The organism is Vibrio sp. T3Y01 (assembly GCF_013114525.1).
Lineage (GTDB): Bacteria > Pseudomonadota > Gammaproteobacteria > Enterobacterales > Vibrionaceae > Vibrio > Vibrio chagasii_B.
Window position 1 is genome coordinate 112,072 of the sequence record NZ_VTXJ01000016.1, and the last position, 17,793, is coordinate 129,864.

Genomic DNA, 17,793 nt, shown 5'->3' on the forward strand with positions numbered 1-17,793 from the left:
GTTAAGAGATTTGTGAAAAGTGCTTAGCTGGAGATATGTGTTTACTCAGAACGGCTGCAATAACTATGTGCTCTTGTTTCTGGATGTAATAAATTACATGGTGCTTTAAAGGAAACCGGAAGTAGTTTTGGCCCAGTTCAAAAACTTCTATGCTGAGCAACTTGTTGTTCGCCAGTAATTCCATAGATTGCTTTAGTTCTGAAAAGTAAGTAGTCCATTGTATTTGCCCCCTTCGCTCTAATGTATAGCGACGAATCTCAATGAGATCAGATTGCGCTGCAGAAGAAAGCTTATAGTGCATCATTAATCAAATTTACCTTGGTCAAATGCATTCATGAAGTCGTTACCGTCAACTAGGTTATCTGATAGAGCGTCGGCTTCTGCTTGTTCGAAGCGTGATTTAACAACCATCAATTTCAGAGCTTCAAGTTGCTCATATTCTTCACAAGACATCATCACCGCAACTGGTGAGCCGTTCTTATTGATTTGTATGGGTTCACGTTGAACTTTCATCAACAAATCGCCAAATTTGGTTTTAGCTGTATTAGCTGTAAGTGATTGCATAACATTCTCCTTTTCGTTCATTATAAACGAATCGAACGATTTAACCAATTTGTATGATTCTGCGATTGGAGGTAATATGAAACAATGTACATAAAGGTATCTTAATGTTCACTTTAAGGTTCGTTTTATGAAAATCAGTTATGCCTGTGTTAGTACTCAAGACCAAACGTTCAACTTGAACAGCTTAAAGCCATAGGCTGTGAAAAATTTACCAAGAACAGGCGAGTGGTAAATCCTCCTATAGAGAACAGCTTAGTCTGTTGTTGGACTTTGTGAGGGAAGGGACGTCATTCACGTTACTAAAGTCGACCGTATTGCTCGTAATACTATCGATGCATTGCAAATTGCATCAGCTAGCGCAAAAGAACGCAGGTTTGGTTTTTCATTGATCTAGGAGACTTGGACATCAACAGTGATGTGGGCCAGGTTATCTATACCACCATTTCGGTGTTCGCAGAGATGGAAAGAAAACGCATCTTACAGCGCTGTAACGAGGGTAGGGAGCGAGCTCGCACACCTCGGACGATTTCCTAATAAGCAGGTTTCAACAACGCATTCAAGAGCTTGCAGAGCAAGGGATGAATAAGCATACGCTCAGTAAAGAGTTAGGGTGCAGTCGCACAACTTTTTATTAAGGTACTAGATTGAAGGATTGGGTAGTGAAATAACAAACGAGCATAAATTTATAAACTATCGATTAATTATTATTAATAATATTATTTGAAAATTAAATAAGTTTAATCTTACGGATTCACGTATTTCTGATTCCGAACGTTAATTTAATGTTCGGAAGAAGTGAGCGTAATTTTTCTGAAAAGGAGATTAAATAAATGTACGGACAATACATGCTCATTGTTTTAATAGGGATTGTGCTAGCAGGCTGTAGCGACAAGGAAGATGCTATATCGGGCGATACTGTGTTTAGTGTGTCCAAAGAAGATGTATCAACCTCACCCTCAGAGCCGAAGCCAACTCCAATAGAACCCAATGCCTTAGGTAATTTAGTCGAAATAAAAATACTTCCCCCCGAAGGGCAATTATCTGTTCCCGCAAATAGTAAGATGAAATTGCGGATAATTGGTTTCTATGAAAATGGGGAAGAAGACCTTACTGAACAAGCCGAGCTGAGAATACTAGATAATGTATCAAACATTACATTCACAGAGGATAACCAGGTACAAGCCGGTGTTTGGGATCCATCAGGTGCTTCTTATAATAACACAAGGATAGAAGCCGAGTTTGAAGACATAAAAGCTGAGTTAATCGTCAATGTTATGGAAGGTGTATGTGATAAAGCGCTGACGTTAGCCCAAGTAGAGTCCTTGGATGGGACTTGTGTGATGTCTCATACATATGACGGCAAAGAGTACCTATTTGTTCCACGAAAAAAATTTATGGACAGGTTAGGGTACACCGCTTCTAATATCGAAGAAAACGAAGGGCGAACTTATGCGATAATTCATAATGATAGTTACCCTTATGCACTGTTTAGAAGAGATGGTAAAGGAATAACTTTGGAAAATTACGAGAACGAAAATAATCCATACGGCCAAGCTGAAAGGTATTGTAATGACCTCGTCAAAATGAGTTTTAATAATAAAGATGGTTGGAAAATGTCAACCTTTGAAGAGCTGGAAGAGCTTATAGTCCACCATAAAAACAATAACTTATTAATTTCTGGAGGCTTACCTCTGGACTACTTTAGCATCTGGAATTCGGACAAACCTCCTTCAGGCATGTTATATGGCTTTCTAAATAATGTAAACGGGGAGAAGGTCCCCCACTATTTATCTAGTAGACATGCGATTTTGTGTAGGTCTGAATAGATAGAACCGCACACGGCACGTGCGTGCTGTAAGGCAGCCAGACAAGCTGCCTTTGTATCCTCGATAACCAAATTCACCACCACACCCGTGAGGAACTGCCCGGAGAGGGCCTTTACCTCCTATTACTTTTTCAACCTTATCTAATAATAAAACTGTCAAATATCTATAAATAATGGAATTAAAGGAACTAAGATTATTGTATTTTTCAGCTCTGATTTGATAGGCGAATAGCCCTGTTTAATTTGGTACGGCCAATGCTGCGCCCCGTCCTTTGGTTTAATAAGCTTTGTGGCTACTGTTGTTCTATCTGCTTAAGTTGCATTATCACGTGTAATTTATTGGCGCAGCGGTGGTCGTGTCGTGGTGTTATTGTCAAAATTTACACCTATTGGGGCTTCTCTAAATGAATGGTTCGCGTAGCTGAAACTATGGTTTCTGCTCGGTGTGCAATGATGATGCGAGTGATATTTAGTTGTTGCACGTGTTGGTTAATATTAGCATCAAGGTGGCTCGTAGATTCATCTAAGCAGAGAACTTTGGGCTGATTATAAAGCGCTCAAGCGAGGAAAAGACGTTGTAATTGCCCGCCGGAAAAGCTACTTCCCATTTTTCTAACTAAAGAATAAAAGCCTAAGGTAGTCGTTGAATCTCGGCTAAAATGTTAGCGTGGCGGCAACTCTCTTTTAATCTTTCCTCATCATATGCATATGGGCTATCAAACATGGTGATATTTTCACTCAGTGTTCCTGAAAGTAGAGGATCATTTTGCATTACACTTCCTAGGTGTGAACGAGAGGTTGTTTTATCTAGCTTTTGGATATCGATACCATCTAGGTAAATGGTTCCAGTCGTCGGGGAGAGTAACCCAAGAAGGAGTTTAAGTAAGGTTGTCTTGCCGCATCCATATTCGCCTGTGATTGCGATACTTTCTCCGGGCTCTATTTCAAAACTGAGTTGGTTATGTAGCGTCAATTAGCCTGGCCGGTTGAAGTCCTGTTTAAGTTAGGTTTCGTTGTGCTTCCTTTCTCCTATAACTTTCACCTTTGCATTGTAAGATCTTCGCATGATGGATCAGCCTATCTATTGCCGCTACTGTCATCACTGTATTGTCGAACAGTTCATCCCACTCCTCGAATGATTGATTTGATGTGATGATTAAGCTGTATCGTTCATAGCGATGCGCTATCAACTCGAACAACACACTCGTCTCCTCACTCGTTTTTTGTACATAACCTATGTCATCTAAGATAAGCACATTGTACTTATCGAGCTTCATCAAGGCATCTGACAGTCTCAACTCCTCTTTGGCGAGTTGAAGCTGCTGTACGAGCAAGTTGGCACTCATGAACTTCACACGGTGGCCATGCTCTATCAGCTTAAAGCCCAGTCCGGCAGCTAAATGTGTTTTACCTAACCCACTCGCTCCGAACAGTAAAATATTATCACCTGTTTTTACCCACTCTCGGTGGTTAGCCAAGTGCCAAACTTGGGCTTTATTTATGCCACTCACCGCTGCGAAGTCGTAACCATCAAGATATTTCCCTGCTGGAAGGTTAGATTCTTTTAAGTGCCGCTGTAGCCGTTTTTCCTCACGACTATCTAGCTCTAGGCGACATAACTCTGCAAGATAGCGCTCTGCTGACCAGCTTTGCTCACGCGCTTTTTCTGCCATGGGCTCCCATTGGGAGACAAGGCGACTAAGTCGTAAAGATTTGAGGAGGAGAGGAAGAACATGCTGCTCTGACATTATTTCACCCCTTCCAAGATTTGCTGATAGCTCGATAAGGTGTGCTGCTCTACTTTAGGGCTATCCGTCCAGATTTCATCTTGTAAGAACCTATCTTCGCAGTCGAACAAAGTGGGTAGGCGACCCACACGGATACCGTCTAGCACGAACCGCCCAACCGCCTCCTCCCTTTCTGACTTATTGGCCACATTCAACAGCTTCACCATATAGAAGCTTGCCTCGTCCATTGTGAGTTGAGCGTCGACGTACTGCCATATTTGACGATAATCGTCGCTAGGTAACATTTCGTCTCGCCATTGACAGCCTCTGAAGGCTCTCGGCTTTTTCATTAAAGACCCAATGATGTGCCTATAGTCAATTTGATGACCTCGACGGCATGAGCGCGTATGAACACTGTCTAGGGTTAAGGTATGTTCATCATGACAATAGACTTCTAGCGTTTTGTCGTAGAGGTGGACACGAACCGTCCCCCCCAATAAGGCGGGACGGGACTGAGTAAGTGACCCTCTTGAGTTGGACGGTACTTGTTGTCGACACCTTCAGTACATGAACGGTGTAATTGACGCAGTCGTATTTAGGAAGCGGTTGTAATTGTCGCTGCTCGTCAAATAGAAGCGGCTTTGTGCGACGATTACGTCGCTCAACGAGTTGCTCAAAGAACAACTCGTACTCCTTTTTTGTTTCGAAGTCATGGGAGCCTCGGATGGCCAATGCCTGGCGAATTTGGTTCTTCAGGTGGTTATTCGAGCTTTCTATCGCGCCATTTTCATGAGCTATACCGGTATTATTTCTCGTTGGTTGGAAGCCATAATGTGTCGCGAGTTGTTGAAAGCTCTCCGTGAATTCACGTTCAGAGGTGTTATTTTTATACGCGGCGCTTAAGCTGTCCGTTCTCACTTCAAGGGCACCCCTTCTGAGCACTCAAAAGCCCCTTTTAGCCCTGTAGCAACCGCTGTAAAGCTTTCCCCACCGTAAACCACTTGTGCATGACTCCAGCTACTGGCGGGCAAACGATAATTAAACAGTCTATGTTCAAGTTTTTCACCTTGGATCGTCACGATGAAGTCAGCCCATGTAAAGTCCATGATCCCTTGTTTACCAAACTCCTTTTCTTGACGGAAGATGACCTCTTTATCTTCTCCGTGTAGTAGGCGCCACTGACGGATTCGACGTTCTAGTGTGCGTCGATGGTTCGGTAAAAAACTCTCGCCATGCTCCTCACAGAGATGATCAAAAACACCAACGGGGGTAATTGACGCTGAGCGTTCAAGAAGTGGAAGAACAACCGAGTTCCAAACCGGTTCGAGGGGGTCAGTTCTTGTACGATAAACTCTAGCCTTAATTGAGCCTAATTGTCGCTGTCCTGATTCAATACGACGAGCAGAACGCTCAGAGAAGCCAGCTTTAGCGGCGGAGGTGGTTTGTGCTTTATCTTTTCGATTAGCCATGTATAGCCTTATTTGTTGATCTGTAATTCGTTTCCCTGGCACAAAGCTTTCCGGTAGAGAGTTTGTCCAGAATGTAGCAGATCAACCGGCCAATCTAATTGTCGCTCAATAGTTGGTTTAGCACCCAAGGTGCTTGGTCAAAATAACGAAAGCTTACGTTATCAACTACCCACTGCATGTAATAAGGAGCTATTAATGCGGCGGATTGAATGACCACTGATAACATTAATAGTGTAACTAGGGTGCGTTTTAACCCATGAATCTTCTCCCACAGTTGGCTAATTCGCATGGTCTCGCGTTTGTCTTGTTTTTTAAAGTTACTACTGGGGGGGTAGTTCGAGTGCGATCCCGGTAAAGCAGCGAGCAAATTCAATTGTAGATAACTGGCGCTTACCCTGAGCGGGGTCATTGATATCAACCTTTCCATTACACACTTTCGTTAGCACTACAAAATGGTTTAAGTCCCAATGAATAATGCATGGCAAAGTAAGCTGATCTAACTCTTCTATTTCACATTGTACCGCTCGTGCTATGAGTCTTATTCGACTAGCTAATTCCATGACCTGTTTTAAATTCATGCCCTGTGCACCAATCCTTACCATGCGTCTAAGTGATGCGACATTATCCGGAAATCATCGCGACGCACGCTAACGTGCATTCTGATACTTCGGATTGCATCACCAAAGGTACGTGTTTTAGATGTGTGTAATGTAATCGATGAAGAAGGTTATGGGGAGTTCCTGACATACTCTGTTTTCTTTGGTTGTGAGTGGTCCTGGGGGCCTGTGCATGCTTTTTATAGTTTGAGCAACGAGTTGCTGTGCTCTTTTTTGATTAATTAAATGCCACTCAACCTTATGAGCGTTTACGACTAATGACATGTTATTAAAGGAGAAATTACGATTGATTATCTATGAGGGAGTCGGGGGGGGGGCGTGGTTTTTTATGCCCTTGGTTGATAAGCCAATAAGAAGTGAGGGTTATCAATAAATTAACTCATAAATTAATTGTGGTACTGATGGAATTTAAGCCTTGATAAAGCTAGGGCTAAATAACTGTAGGCCGTTTACGATAAGCGCCAAGTTCTATTGCTGCGTTGTGTAAAAGCGTTATTCAGGGAGAAACATTGGTTACGTTAAGGATGAGTAATGAAGAAAGTTATGTGCCAACAAGTAGCGTCACTATCAGAGGATATGCTTGATAAAGTTGTGGGCGGGAAGGGATACGACGGTTGTACCTCTAACCTAAAAAGTTGCATAAAGCAGCGACGAAAAAAGGAAATTCATCAAAGGGTCGTGATTGGAGCGGGGGCTGGAACAGCCGCTCTTCCTAAGTCTTGATTTTTTAATGATGGATGATGGTTTGTGAGGTAGGCCGCTTACTTACTTCACTTTTTCCTCATGAAGATGTTTCCTATTTCACGGATCACATTATGAAAACGTATTTGTTATCACTGTTTGTAGCTCAATTCCAGTTGCCCATGGTTGACAGGCCTTCTCTTGTCTCTATGTCAGATAATGCCATCGTACCTATTACTCGGCAGGCGTTGGTAGGTTGGTGGCAGTGTTGGTTTACTTTCCCGTTGATTGGTGACCGCATTCTCAACGAACATTTGAGGTTGGATAAAGATGGCAGTTTTTCATCGCAAGGGACGTTTGAATACTTTTTGAGTAATCATGACAAGCCAGCTATCTTCTCTTTTTCAGCTCAAGGAAACTGGGACTTTTATCAGCATCAACTTCGCCTTGAGTATGCCCCTTTTGATATCGAACCAATGGGCGAGTTGAGCGAAAAATATCTAAACGACATCAAAAAAATCTACCTATCTCCATCCTATAAAGGGACGCGTCGCACTGTGTTTGATGTAGAGTTGTTACGCAAAAATTCCATGACAATTGGTAATGAATATGACAGCTGGCAGTGCGTTAGATAACAATCTCCAACTTGTTTTTGAGCTTATCAATAGTTCTGAGTCCACGCTGTTTGATAAGAAAAAAGCATGTGGCTTCGTAGAGAAGTTACTGGCGCTTCAAGGGCAGATAAATCACGAATCTGTGTCTATTTTTATTCGGTTATTGGACGAATTGCTTTTAGCTGACAAGGAGCAATATCTTGCTCGAGATGTGTTACAGCGTATTAGTTGGCTCGAACCAAAGGACCTTGTGATGTTAGATAAGGTATTTTTTGTTTGGATTGGTTGTTTGAGTGAGCGCCAGCTTGAATATTTTGATGTGTGGGAAGAAGTTTGCCAAGACGATACATTCATCTATTACGATAGCCGCTGTTTACTTGCTAGTGAGATTAAGGATGTTCTCTGTCGAATACACAACTGCAGTCATGAAGATGTGGCCTTTATAAAGCACCAAAGTGACTGGTTTGAGGCGTTTGTAGAAAGTAAGGAGAGACACCTCGATGAATGGTTAATTGATCATACTAGAGTCTATGATGCCGACATCGCAACTGAGCTTGAACATAGGCTTTACCGTGTTAGGCATCGTTACTACCGGCTAACGAAACTAGTTACCTTGATAGATATTGCGTCTATTGACTCATTATTTGTATTTAGCGGCTTTGATTTAGAACCTTACTACCTGTACGAAGTACTTCTGAGAAATAATTTAGCTGCAGCAAGTGATATCGTTCGGTTGTTGGTTCTTTATCATCAAGGGGGGATGTACGTTGATTTCGACACACTTCCAAGTTTTGAGCACTGTTTTCCTAAAACAAATCGGCGCTTTCCTGAATGGGTGAGTAATAACATGGTCGATGTACTTAAAGCCGAGCTCGTCATGAATGTGTTTCGAACTCAGCAATTGACTCGTTTTGCACGGTGCCAAGGTGATCATCAGCTAGTAGAGAATATCGTAGCGACGTTTTTGATGATGATAAAGAGCAAATCAAAAGTTTGCATGAAGATGTTGCTGCGATAACTGAAGATAAACTTTTTCACCCTTTTATCTTGCCTCCCGTTCACAAAGAGGGTTTGGCATTAACGAAAGCCAAAAATAGTGTGGGTGAATTCAACAACAATGTGCTGATAGCGCCTAAGGGATCCAAGTTAATAAGAATTGTCTTAACGATGATGAGCAGTCGTTACCGTTATATGGAAGATAACGGTATTATATTTGATGATATTTTCAACTCTCGCGACTGTGACGTTAACAATAGAGTGATGGAGAGCGAGGAGTATTGGCTTCGTTTTTCGGACTATCGGTATGACCATTTACGGTCAAGTGATAATGTAACGCTCTTCTTGTCTGGGCCTTCATTGGTATTAGAGGTACTTATATCGCTTGCTTATGAAGTTTTTGACATTGAAGGCTGCAGTCCGAACGCCGTCGCGTTCGCAATGAGCCACCCAGACTTGAAGATGGCATTTGAGCATCAAACTCAATTTACAGTAGAGCATATGCGCTCAACTTGGCTTCGAAACCAAAACCTATTTTCTGATTAGTTCGATTTTAGTCATTGTCTAACATTTAAGCTGACTTTTTAGTACGGTTCGCTCATTAAAGCTTACCTTGGATCGCGTATGTTGGGTCAAGTAACCATTCTAGGAGCGTGCGCGTTTCTAAAATAATATCAGCTTCAGCTAACATGCCTGTTTTCAATGGAAATTCTTCACCATAGGCGTTCTAAATTGCTCTGGTAAAGAGGCTGTTACTCGATACATGGCTTGTTCTGTCTGAATGAGGAGGGCTTTGTCACTTGGCAAGATCAAAGCTTTGTCAATGCTCGTGATAGCACCAGTCATTAAACCGAATTTCTGATACGGAAAAGCATCAAAGCGGATATTGACGGTATCACCTTGTTGAACAAAACCAGCAGAGCGTGTGGGTAGGAGTAATTCTAACTCAAGGGGCGAGTTGGTGGGGATGATACTTAAAATCGGTGTACTTGGGGATACTTGGCTCCCTACTTTAGCCTGAATCGCTGTAACAGTGCCTTGCTTGGACGCTTCTGTGTAAATTCATATTCGCCGTTTAGTTCTACTTTTTGGGCCTGTAATAAAGAGATATATTATTGTATCTCAAGTAGTTTTAAGTTGTGTTGTTCAGGCAGTAACTGTTGTTGGGTTTGTATTTGTGCTATCTCGACTTGAAGCGAACTCACCTCTTTATCTATTGTTTGATTCGCTTCTTGGTATTCTAATAATGCTTCTGAGCTTCTATTAAGGCTGTTGCTGAAAGGTATCCATCTTGAGATAAGGTTTGTCGTTTTTCATAGAGTTGGGTTTGTAGGTCAAGGCGTATGGTGTTGGTTTGTTTAGTTTTGTTAATTGCGCTTAAACTTTGATTCAGACGCTCTAACTGGTGCTAAAAAGTGAGAGTTTGCTTGTTAAACAGGGTGTCAGAAATAGTTCGCTTTTTTCCCAACATTTTCAACTGTGTGTCTATTTATTGGATGAGAGCCGTGGTTCGCTCTTTTCCGCTGCTTAAGCCTTGGCTATTTTGAATCCGTGCAATCGGCTGACCCTCTGTGATTTCTAGTCCTTCCTCTACCCAGAGCTGATTGAGTACCCCTGAACGAGCAAAATATAAAGTGATGACGCCTTTTTGTGGAGCTAGGTCTCCCTTCACAGTCTCTTTACGTGCGAACTCAAATTGCGAGAGATAGAACAAGATGAGAACAAAGAGAGCGAAAAGTGCCGCACTGATACCATACAAGGACAGTGGCTGAATTAAAACGACGCGACCTGTTAGCGTTTGTTTTTTGCTTCAATAACTTGTCGACGAAATAACATAATAATTCCTTTTTCTTTTTTATTCCTTGGATTGTTTAGGTCAAATTTATGGATGGTTAGGAGGATCTCTCTATGCTAGAAGGAGTGGAGAAAAAACTCAGCTTATTAAACAGTAATTACGAGTGATTTTTGGGGGTTGAACTCTCTTGATGCAAAGGAAAACCACTCGAATAATCATGAACTAAGAAACTCAATGCCTCATCATTAATTAACCATAATTAAATACTTTCTCCCGAATAAGCACGTTAATTTTTTAACCTCCAAGCAGGGAGGTTTAGGTCGGAATGCAACAGATTTTAAACTGACAGGTCAGTTGTCCGTCCGCTCTCTCTTGGAATCGTGGATTTAATTGAGGGAGAGTTTAACAATGAAAGTATTAGCTACTGTTCATGAGATTGAGCAAGTTGTTGGAGGGAGTCCTAGTCGTGGAATTGGAAGCTGGATCCGTGATTCGCTTGATAGAGCACACGCACCAGTTGCAAGAGCTCGTTATAGTGAGTATCGCCAGCGAAGAGAGCGCTCGGGAGCTCGTGCTGCACAGGCTCGTTCTCGTTCGCGCAACGATATGAACGACCGCCATGACAAAGGTGGCAGTAATCGTATTGGGGGCCGTTAGGTTTTCGGAGTAATTTACGATGCGGTTAATGATATCTGCTGTGGTGGTAGTCTATATAGGTTATTTTTTTCCAAGTTATATTCTGCTTGATTACTACCTGATCATTACCCGAGAGTGGATACTTAATCCGAGTTTGGATCGAGTGCTCTACTCAGCTATCGCCTACTACTTGTTACCCGTTAGCGCTTTTTTCGCGCTGTTTGTTAGTGCTCGACGAGATAAGCATTGGAAGCAGTACTCAACCTCCTGGCCTAGAAACACATGTACATGGGGTGAAGGCGTATTGGTATTGCTTGGTTTGATCTCATTGAATTCTGTATCAAATTATATTCAATATGTTGTTTTTGATTGGTTTTCTCCAGGCTCTTGGCAGGCCCAAGCCTACAATTTCACTCCTTTGTTTTCAGCCTATGATGGTGTGATTGATTGGTCGAGTGTGTTACGCAGCGCTATGGACGGTGTGTTTATTTCTCCCGTGATAGAAGAGCTTATTTTTCGTTATTTGTTGTTTGTTATTTTCAGATCCGTTTTGGGGGTTACCGGCGCCGCATTACTCTCAAGCTTAATATTCGCTTCAATACACCAGTGGGAACTGTACGCCTTTATGTCAGGGGTATTTTTATGTTGGGCCTTTGAGCGATATCGCCGCCTAGAAGTGGTTATTGCCATTCATGCTGGTCATAACCTATTTATTTTACTTTATGACCTTGTTTATTACTCGATCACACAGCTTCACTTTAATCCTTGGGAGGTGGTTGATATTAATATTGTTGCACTACAATCGGGTTATCTGGTGCTGTTTTTGCTCTTTATTGATTATCAGCGAAGAGAGTTCAGGAAGGAGTAATGCTAGCAAGAGGACTGTTTCTTTCACTTATTTACTTAAATATCGCCATACTGTTTTTAAGCGTACTTTGGTTGTTAGTCCCATCTATCAAACAGTATTCGTTAAGCGATTACTACGCCTACATTGCCATTGTAATCTTAGTTCTGAGCGCTCTAGTCTCTCAAGGTGGCCGAAATAGTACTGAAGTGACTGACAATAAAAATAATTACCGTGCTGTTGTGTTCTTGTTAACGTTGGGCTTGATATTAATGATTAAAAGCTTCGTGTTAACTTTGATTTAGGGGAACGAACATAATCCATCATTGTCACCATCAAAATAGTGGTTTCGTACAAGTTTTGGTTGCTTAAGGTTGGTTTGTAAGAAGAAAAGTTTATGATAAAAAACAAAAGTATTCTCGTATGTGGTTGTGTGTTAATCGTGTTTGCTATCATGATCAGCCAGCGCAATCTTAGCCCTGAGTTAATATTTCCTAAATGTGAGATTAACAAGCCAGTTCAATCAAAGGTCACTTTTTATATTGATGAGTCCGTTGTGTATAAAAATGAAATTGTCGGAAAACTGCATGAAGCCGTGGCAATGTCTAACACAATATTGGCTAACTCTTGTGTACCTATTATTCGCTCTTTTAAAGAGAGCCGATTTATATCTATGCCAAAGAGTGTTTCATCTGTTTCCTCTCTACATTCTGCCTTACAAGAAGAAGTAGGTGCTTCCGAAATTGACCATCTTAGAAGTAACCCAATAGAGCAGTATGTGGTCGTTCTTGGTGAGAATCACCCTGTCGTCCTTGAACAAGAGATTCACGGCATGACAATGATGAATATGAATGATAGCTTTATTGTCTTATTTGAAAGATTTCCTGTTACCGTTTTAGAACACGAATTTGGGCACTTAGCTTGGGCTATGCATGAGCAGCCAGATACTGAAAGTGGTAAGTTTTGGATTAATGAGCAAGTTTTCCCTGGTAATAGAAACAAGGTAAAGCCTTACGCGGGTGCTTATCGTTGCTCGAATTACGGCACTGTCATGAGCTATGCTACACAAGTAGTTCCTGCGTACTCTAGCCCCCTGATTAGTAATAACGGAGAGTTATGTGGTCACGAAGTTAAGGGCGATAATGCTAGGGTTATGCAGGAATACGCTGAAAGTTTAAGATAACTCCTTCTAAAGTTTTCTCTTCACTTGAAGCACCCTACGGGCTACCTGCTTTATTTCGCGAACCTCCTCGCTCGTTCCTCACTCTTCGGTGGTTCAACCAAGCCATATTATCTTCAATCACAAACAACGTGCTTTAGCTTGTGCCCTAGTTGTCCTTTGGTTGGGTTTTAACGCTTCGTTGGCGTCAGTTCTGATTCAATAAGGTTAAAAACTGATGAAATTATGATTAAATAATAAGTGTTTTTTCAGTTAATCCTCTAATTTTGTTGGGCATCTAAAACTAATAGGATTGAGAAAATATGCGCAAAATCATTGATACTCAAGCGGCCCCAAAAGCGATTGGCCCATACTCCCAAGGGATCATCACCAGTGGGTTAATTTTCACTTCTGGTCAATTACCACTGAGTCCCCAGACTGGGTTTTTGGTTAAAAATAGTCTTGAGAAGCAAACGGTGCAGTGTCTAGAGAATATGAGAGCGATTTTGCTCCAGGCAGACGCTGACATGTCAGACGTAGTGAAAACAACTGTTTATATTACCGATATGATGAGCTTTTCAGTTGTAAATGAAATTTATAATGATTTTTTCATTAAGCACGGCGCCAATTATTTTCCTGCGAGAACCTGTATTGAAGTATCGAAACTTCCTCTCAACGCCATGATTGAGATAGAAGCCGTTGCTGTTGCACCTTAGTCATTAACCATTTTTAATTTTTTAGCTCCAGCTTAGGCGCTGGGGTTATCTATTTAGGATGTAGTGGTCAACAAATTCCGGACACTGACTTAAGCCGATTTTCGGCATTTACTGGCGACAGCCCATCATTTGTTTGATGAGGCCGTTGCCGATTATAGTAACTCATCAGGTAATGGCTGATGTCTTTCTTAGCTTGAGCTTGTGTCAGGTAACCTGTTGCTGGTATCCACTCGGTTTTCAAGCTTCTAAATAGCCGCTCCATGGGAGCGTTGTCCCAACAATTACCACGACGACTCATGCTTTGAGTTATACGATATCGCCAAAGTCTTTGGCGATATTTACGGCTGCTATATTGGCAGCCTTGATCTGAATGGAACATCACGTTCTTCGGACATCCTCGTGATTCCCAGGCCATCTCCAAAGCTTTAGATACTAATTCGGTATCGGGCTTATCGGATAAAGACCACCCCACAACGCGTCGGCTAAATAGGTCAAGCACTACCGCTAAATAGGCCCACTTCGAACCTGACCAAATATAAGTAATATCGCCACACCAAACACGATTCGGAGTACTTACAGAAAATTCACGCTTCAGTAGATTTGGAATATCTAGCCTTTCTACTTTTGCATGTCTATATCGATGCGAACCTGGCTGTTTACTCATTAAATCAGCTTCACGCATTATCTGGCGAACCTTGAACCGTCCGGCTTTTATGCCTTTTTCGCTCAGCATTGAGACAAGAGTACGACTGCCAGCAGAGCCTCGACTCGTGTTGAAGAGTTCTTTAATTTGGCTAGCTAGACGAATGCGATTGGCATCCGGCTTGCGTTGCTTAAACTCGTAGTAACAAGACGAAGCTACGTTGAACAGCTCGCAAAGCATCTTGACCGATTCATGCTCCCTCAACTTGTCTATTAACGAGAACGTTCGAGTTCGTCCGACATTAAGAGAGCGGTGGCCTTTTTTAATATGGATTTTTCTCGTTCTAACCGGTTAATCCGGGCTTCTAACTCTTGGATTTTCTTTTGCTCAGGCGTGAGGGCTTTAGTCGTTGGAGTCATGCCACCTCGCTCAACTTTGAGTTGGTCGACCCATCGCCGTAAAGCTGTTTCACCTACGCCCATAGAGTTAGCTGCTTCAGGTATGGAGTACCCTTGATCAAGAACCAAACTTGCAGCATCTATTTTGAAATCAGTAGAAAATGTACGTCGTTGTCGTTTTGTCATTGAACACCTCATTTATAGTGGAGACTTGACCACCTAATTTGGTGTCCGGGATCATTAGACCACTACAGGATTACCCTAGTGCGAACTTTGTCTCCGTATGTTTAATATAATTTATATAACACTCAATATACGCTCTCTTATTTATAAGATTTTTTTTCGTGAAATCCCGCGAAATGAGTAGAGTTACATTTTTCGAGAGTTAGGGTGTCAAATGACTTAGGAAGAGGTCGAGAAATTGTTTTTTAAAACGGTTATAACCGTCATGGGTTGGGAGGGAGATAAACCAGTAGCGTCCGAGTGCAAAAGGATTATATGAATGGCTAAAGGTCGGGAATCCATCATCTACTTGAGAACGCAAGAGCGATAGCTAATATAAAAATGGGACTAAAAAAGAATGGTTCTTTTAGAGTGACCTCTAAGAGAGTAGTTCTGTTGTTGATACTTTTGCGCTAGGGCGTTCTCGCTCCGCTTGGTTCATTCCGTCGATTCTCTCCTCTATCGATAAATTGAGTCACTTTATCGAGCCAGCTCGAGATGCTTTACTTTCCTGAGAACAATTACTCAACGCGCTTCTCTCTACGTTTGATGCGCCTCGTCGTCTCTCCTTGTTGCACTCCCTGTCTTTGAATAAGTTCGAGTAAGGGCTTGTTTTCTTATGCGCTAATTTCCTTTCACTCGATTCATTTACGGGCACGCAGGGTGTTAACCGTTTCTCACCACAACCTGTTTTTCAAGTGAGGCTTCGCCGCTGCGCGCCCTTGCAAAGCAGAACGATGTTGAGAGAGCGGACATCCAAGCGGCTCCGAAAAGTGATACTCAAAAAAGGAAAATCTCATGGCGCAACAAAACTCAACCCCAACTCTCTCTAATTCAAATTCAGCAACCAGCGTTTCGCCGCTGGGACACGAAAGCTCATTAAAAAATGATGCCTCTAGTCCTTTGGCAGTATTAAAGTTGCGCTATCTAGTCAAAAAGTGTCGTGATGAGGAAAAAATAAAGTCTGATTTGGTCTCAAAAATTCATCGTTTAAAAATGTTCAGCCGTCGTCAGTCTCCAGAGCAACAGGCCGATATAAATGCGCTCAAAGAGCAAGGGTTGGTTGACTATATCAAGCAGAATTTTCCGCAATTGGTGTTTCGTCGTTTTGCTTTGCACGAGGTGCGTAACTTCTTTGTTGAATTGAACAGGGCAGACTTTGGTGAATGGTTTCTCCATGAGCGAGTGGATCACATAATCCTTTACACCACCTACGGGTCAGTGTTTCCAGCCTTACGATTCGTGAAAATTTTTAAGTGTTCGGGGTTTTGTTTCGATATACGTTTTGGTGCTTAGGAGATCATATTAAAATACGTTCTACGGTTTCCGCTGACATATCCAGGCACGTGATTTCGGTGAATTTAACCGAGGTAAGGGGGTAAGTATTTGTGTGTGATAACACTACCATCATTAAACAGATCAGAGGCGAGGTCTACGAGAAGAAAGCTGAAAGGATGATAGAAAAAATGTCCGAGCATCGCACGTCGGCTAAGGCTTTTCTCTCTTGCCTGTATGACAATTAAGGTGTTTGTATCAAACAGTCATCAGTCAAGGTCATCAAGATGTCTGAATTTTGTTTCGATATTCCGGTCGTTCTCGGCATTCAAGCGGGTCGTGTTTTGATACGAGCTACGTCTTTTTCGGTCCAGCCATATGATCGAGTGTGCACGTTGATGTCCTTTGCGACAAGCAGTGTTTCCTGAGCGTGAGTTGCTCTACTTTAGATAAATTGCAAGTTCCAATATAGACATACAAACACTTAGAAAATAATAATTAAGTAATTCTAATAGAGCAGGTTGAAATCAAGTTTGATCCCGCTCTGGTAAAATTAATGGGGGCAGATCCTAGCTAGACATTGACCTTCGGAGCTTGTCACTTTGGGCAAAAAGTAAAAATAGAGTAAAGCAAATGATGGCAAGTCCTGAAGATATTCCCAGCATAAATAAGCTTTCTTCATATATCAGAGGTAAGGCTATTGATAAAAAAGCGAGCATGACAACAAATAATTCACACCCTGCCCCGAAAATAGGACGCTGATGACGAAATACAGCCCATTGATAAACCATTGTTGATAACCTCCTTACAGCCGAGCTTAGTTAATATCTTGAGTTAAAATACGTTAAGGTCAATTTTGTTTCCGCTTTAGACTCGGGAATCGACTTAGGTAACTTTTAATCTACCTCCCTATTATTTTTTAATATAACAATATCCTCTTACATGAAGAGCGATTGGAATATTATTTATGTGTAATTAAGTTATTGATAGGAATCTCATCGGAAGTTTGGCGCTTATCAATTAAATTAATACCAACCCACAACCTAAGTTGACTATCAATAGCTTAATACAGTCAACCAAATTAATCTTATAAATTAAGTTAAATTAATCCCATTCTCCCTATTATTACCCGATTGTTATAAACCCTAATAAATTAGTATATAATAAACATGATTAAACTATATTTATCTATATTATTTCTTCTTTCCTCATTATTGACAGGTTGTAATTCAGAATCATCGGAAGAAGTTGTAAAAACAAAGTTAACCTTAGAAAGGATCGATATTAGCGTATCCTCAACAATAACTTATGGAACAAGTCGGTTAATCTTGGCCAAAGGTAACAAACAAGCATTCATCGCCACAGGTTATTACTCAGATGGCTCCTCAAAGGTACTCGCAGATTTAAGCTTAAGCGCTTGGCGTACAAGTAACGAGGAGATTGGTTTTTTTTCTAAACCGGGCGTATTTTCAACGGGGAATACAACTGGGGAGGTCGCTGTTTATCTAACTAAAGATGGCGTCACCAGTAACACAGTGAGCGTGGAGGTCAGCGCTGCGGTCATCACCGCGATTTCGGTCACACCGCCTTCGGTTTCTGTGGCAAAAGGTCA

At 41.7% G+C, this 17,793-nt stretch carries 16 protein-coding genes and 4 pseudogenes; 11 read left to right on the forward strand and 9 right to left on the reverse strand.

Going from position 1 to position 17,793, the window contains the following annotated elements:
- Position 1: 1 nt before the first annotated feature.
- Both F0232_RS17160 and F0232_RS17165 read right to left on the reverse strand, forming a co-directional pair.
- Positions 2 to 304 carry a type II toxin-antitoxin system RelE/ParE family toxin gene (locus tag F0232_RS17160; RefSeq protein ID WP_171388187.1) on the reverse strand — a complete coding sequence of 101 codons (303 nt, stop codon included), beginning with the start codon at positions 302 to 304 and terminating at the stop codon, positions 2 to 4.
- The gene (locus F0232_RS17165) at positions 304 to 564 is read right to left on the reverse strand and encodes a type II toxin-antitoxin system Phd/YefM family antitoxin (protein ID WP_171388186.1); all 261 of its coding nucleotides are present in this window, start codon (positions 562 to 564) and stop codon (positions 304 to 306) included. The genes F0232_RS17160 and F0232_RS17165 overlap by 1 nt, the downstream gene beginning before the upstream one ends.
- A gap of 127 nt (positions 565 to 691) precedes the next feature.
- On the opposite strand from F0232_RS17165, the pseudogene F0232_RS17170 reads away from it, so the two are divergent.
- Both F0232_RS17170 and F0232_RS17175 read left to right on the forward strand, forming a co-directional pair.
- A pseudogene (locus tag F0232_RS17170) lies at positions 692 to 1,199 on the forward strand (recombinase family protein).
- Between the two features lie 195 nt (positions 1,200 to 1,394).
- The gene (locus F0232_RS17175; protein ID WP_171750934.1) at positions 1,395 to 2,390 is read left to right on the forward strand and encodes a hypothetical protein; all 996 of its coding nucleotides are present in this window, start codon (positions 1,395 to 1,397) and stop codon (positions 2,388 to 2,390) included.
- A 630-nt stretch (positions 2,391 to 3,020) separates the two neighbouring features.
- Here F0232_RS17175 and F0232_RS25085 read toward each other — a convergent pair.
- From F0232_RS25085 to F0232_RS25250, 4 genes and pseudogenes are all read right to left on the reverse strand, one after another.
- Positions 3,021 to 3,362, reverse strand: a complete 342-nt coding sequence (locus F0232_RS25085) for an ATP-binding cassette domain-containing protein (RefSeq protein ID WP_246859875.1) — start codon at positions 3,360 to 3,362, stop codon at positions 3,021 to 3,023.
- 25 nt (positions 3,363 to 3,387) lie between these two features.
- The gene (gene istB / locus F0232_RS17185) at positions 3,388 to 4,137 is read right to left on the reverse strand and encodes an IS21-like element helper ATPase IstB (RefSeq protein ID WP_102522752.1); all 750 of its coding nucleotides are present in this window, start codon (positions 4,135 to 4,137) and stop codon (positions 3,388 to 3,390) included.
- Positions 4,137 to 5,627: pseudogene (gene istA, locus F0232_RS17190) on the reverse strand (IS21 family transposase). Before istA ends, istB begins: the two are co-directional and overlap by 1 nt.
- Positions 5,628 to 5,905: 278 nt before the next feature.
- A pseudogene (locus F0232_RS25250) lies at positions 5,906 to 6,193 on the reverse strand (cysteine peptidase family C39 domain-containing protein); the annotation flags it as partial.
- A gap of 824 nt (positions 6,194 to 7,017) precedes the next feature.
- On the opposite strand from F0232_RS25250, the gene F0232_RS17200 reads away from it, so the two are divergent.
- The 3 genes from F0232_RS17200 to F0232_RS25095 are packed head-to-tail and all read left to right on the forward strand — an operon-like array spanning position 7,018 to position 9,039.
- On the forward strand, positions 7,018 to 7,518 hold the full coding sequence (locus tag F0232_RS17200; RefSeq protein ID WP_171750936.1) for a hypothetical protein: 501 nt from the start codon (positions 7,018 to 7,020) through the stop codon (positions 7,516 to 7,518).
- The gene (locus F0232_RS25090; protein ID WP_253820316.1) at positions 7,487 to 8,515 is read left to right on the forward strand and encodes a TcdA/TcdB catalytic glycosyltransferase domain-containing protein; all 1,029 of its coding nucleotides are present in this window, start codon (positions 7,487 to 7,489) and stop codon (positions 8,513 to 8,515) included. The genes F0232_RS17200 and F0232_RS25090 overlap by 32 nt, the downstream gene beginning before the upstream one ends.
- Positions 8,491 to 9,039, forward strand: coding sequence for a hypothetical protein (locus F0232_RS25095; protein ID WP_253820315.1), 549 nt, complete (start codon positions 8,491 to 8,493; stop codon positions 9,037 to 9,039). Before F0232_RS25090 ends, F0232_RS25095 begins: the two co-directional genes overlap by 25 nt.
- Positions 9,040 to 9,192: 153 nt before the next feature.
- On the opposite strand, the gene F0232_RS25100 is transcribed toward F0232_RS25095, so the two are convergent.
- Both F0232_RS25100 and F0232_RS25105 read right to left on the reverse strand, forming a co-directional pair.
- Positions 9,193 to 9,555: an HlyD family efflux transporter periplasmic adaptor subunit gene (locus F0232_RS25100; RefSeq protein WP_345890935.1), complete on the reverse strand. Its 363-nt coding sequence runs from the start codon at positions 9,553 to 9,555 to the stop codon at positions 9,193 to 9,195.
- A 427-nt stretch (positions 9,556 to 9,982) separates the two neighbouring features.
- Entirely contained in the window at positions 9,983 to 10,165 is a 183-nt protein-coding gene (locus F0232_RS25105; RefSeq protein WP_246860346.1) for a hypothetical protein, read from the reverse strand.
- Positions 10,166 to 10,696: 531 nt separating this feature from the next.
- Here F0232_RS25105 and F0232_RS17215 point away from each other — a divergent pair.
- From F0232_RS17215 to F0232_RS17230, 4 genes are all read left to right on the forward strand, one after another.
- Positions 10,697 to 10,945 carry a hypothetical protein gene (locus tag F0232_RS17215; protein ID WP_171750937.1) on the forward strand — a complete coding sequence of 83 codons (249 nt, stop codon included), beginning with the start codon at positions 10,697 to 10,699 and terminating at the stop codon, positions 10,943 to 10,945.
- Between the two features lie 19 nt (positions 10,946 to 10,964).
- Entirely contained in the window at positions 10,965 to 11,792 is an 828-nt protein-coding gene (locus tag F0232_RS17220; RefSeq protein WP_171750938.1) for a CPBP family intramembrane glutamic endopeptidase, read from the forward strand.
- Between the two features lie 373 nt (positions 11,793 to 12,165).
- Positions 12,166 to 12,951 carry a hypothetical protein gene (locus tag F0232_RS17225; RefSeq protein WP_171750939.1) on the forward strand — a complete coding sequence of 262 codons (786 nt, stop codon included), beginning with the start codon at positions 12,166 to 12,168 and terminating at the stop codon, positions 12,949 to 12,951.
- Between the two features lie 299 nt (positions 12,952 to 13,250).
- On the forward strand, positions 13,251 to 13,643 hold the full coding sequence (locus F0232_RS17230; protein ID WP_171750940.1) for a Rid family detoxifying hydrolase: 393 nt from the start codon (positions 13,251 to 13,253) through the stop codon (positions 13,641 to 13,643).
- 67 nt (positions 13,644 to 13,710) lie between these two features.
- On the opposite strand, the gene F0232_RS17235 is transcribed toward F0232_RS17230, so the two are convergent.
- Positions 13,711 to 14,870, reverse strand: a protein-coding gene (locus F0232_RS17235; RefSeq protein WP_171750941.1) for an IS3 family transposase whose coding sequence is annotated in 2 segments (ribosomal slippage) — positions 13,711 to 14,612 and positions 14,612 to 14,870 — 1,161 coding nt in all. Because the reading frame shifts where the segments join, the coding sequence is not laid out codon by codon here.
- An 834-nt stretch (positions 14,871 to 15,704) separates the two neighbouring features.
- Between F0232_RS17235 and F0232_RS17240 the strand changes: the two genes are divergently transcribed.
- Entirely contained in the window at positions 15,705 to 16,202 is a 498-nt protein-coding gene (locus tag F0232_RS17240) for a hypothetical protein (RefSeq protein ID WP_171750942.1), read from the forward strand.
- A gap of 1,148 nt (positions 16,203 to 17,350) precedes the next feature.
- Positions 17,351 to 17,793 (forward strand): annotated as a pseudogene (locus F0232_RS17245) (hypothetical protein); the annotation flags it as partial.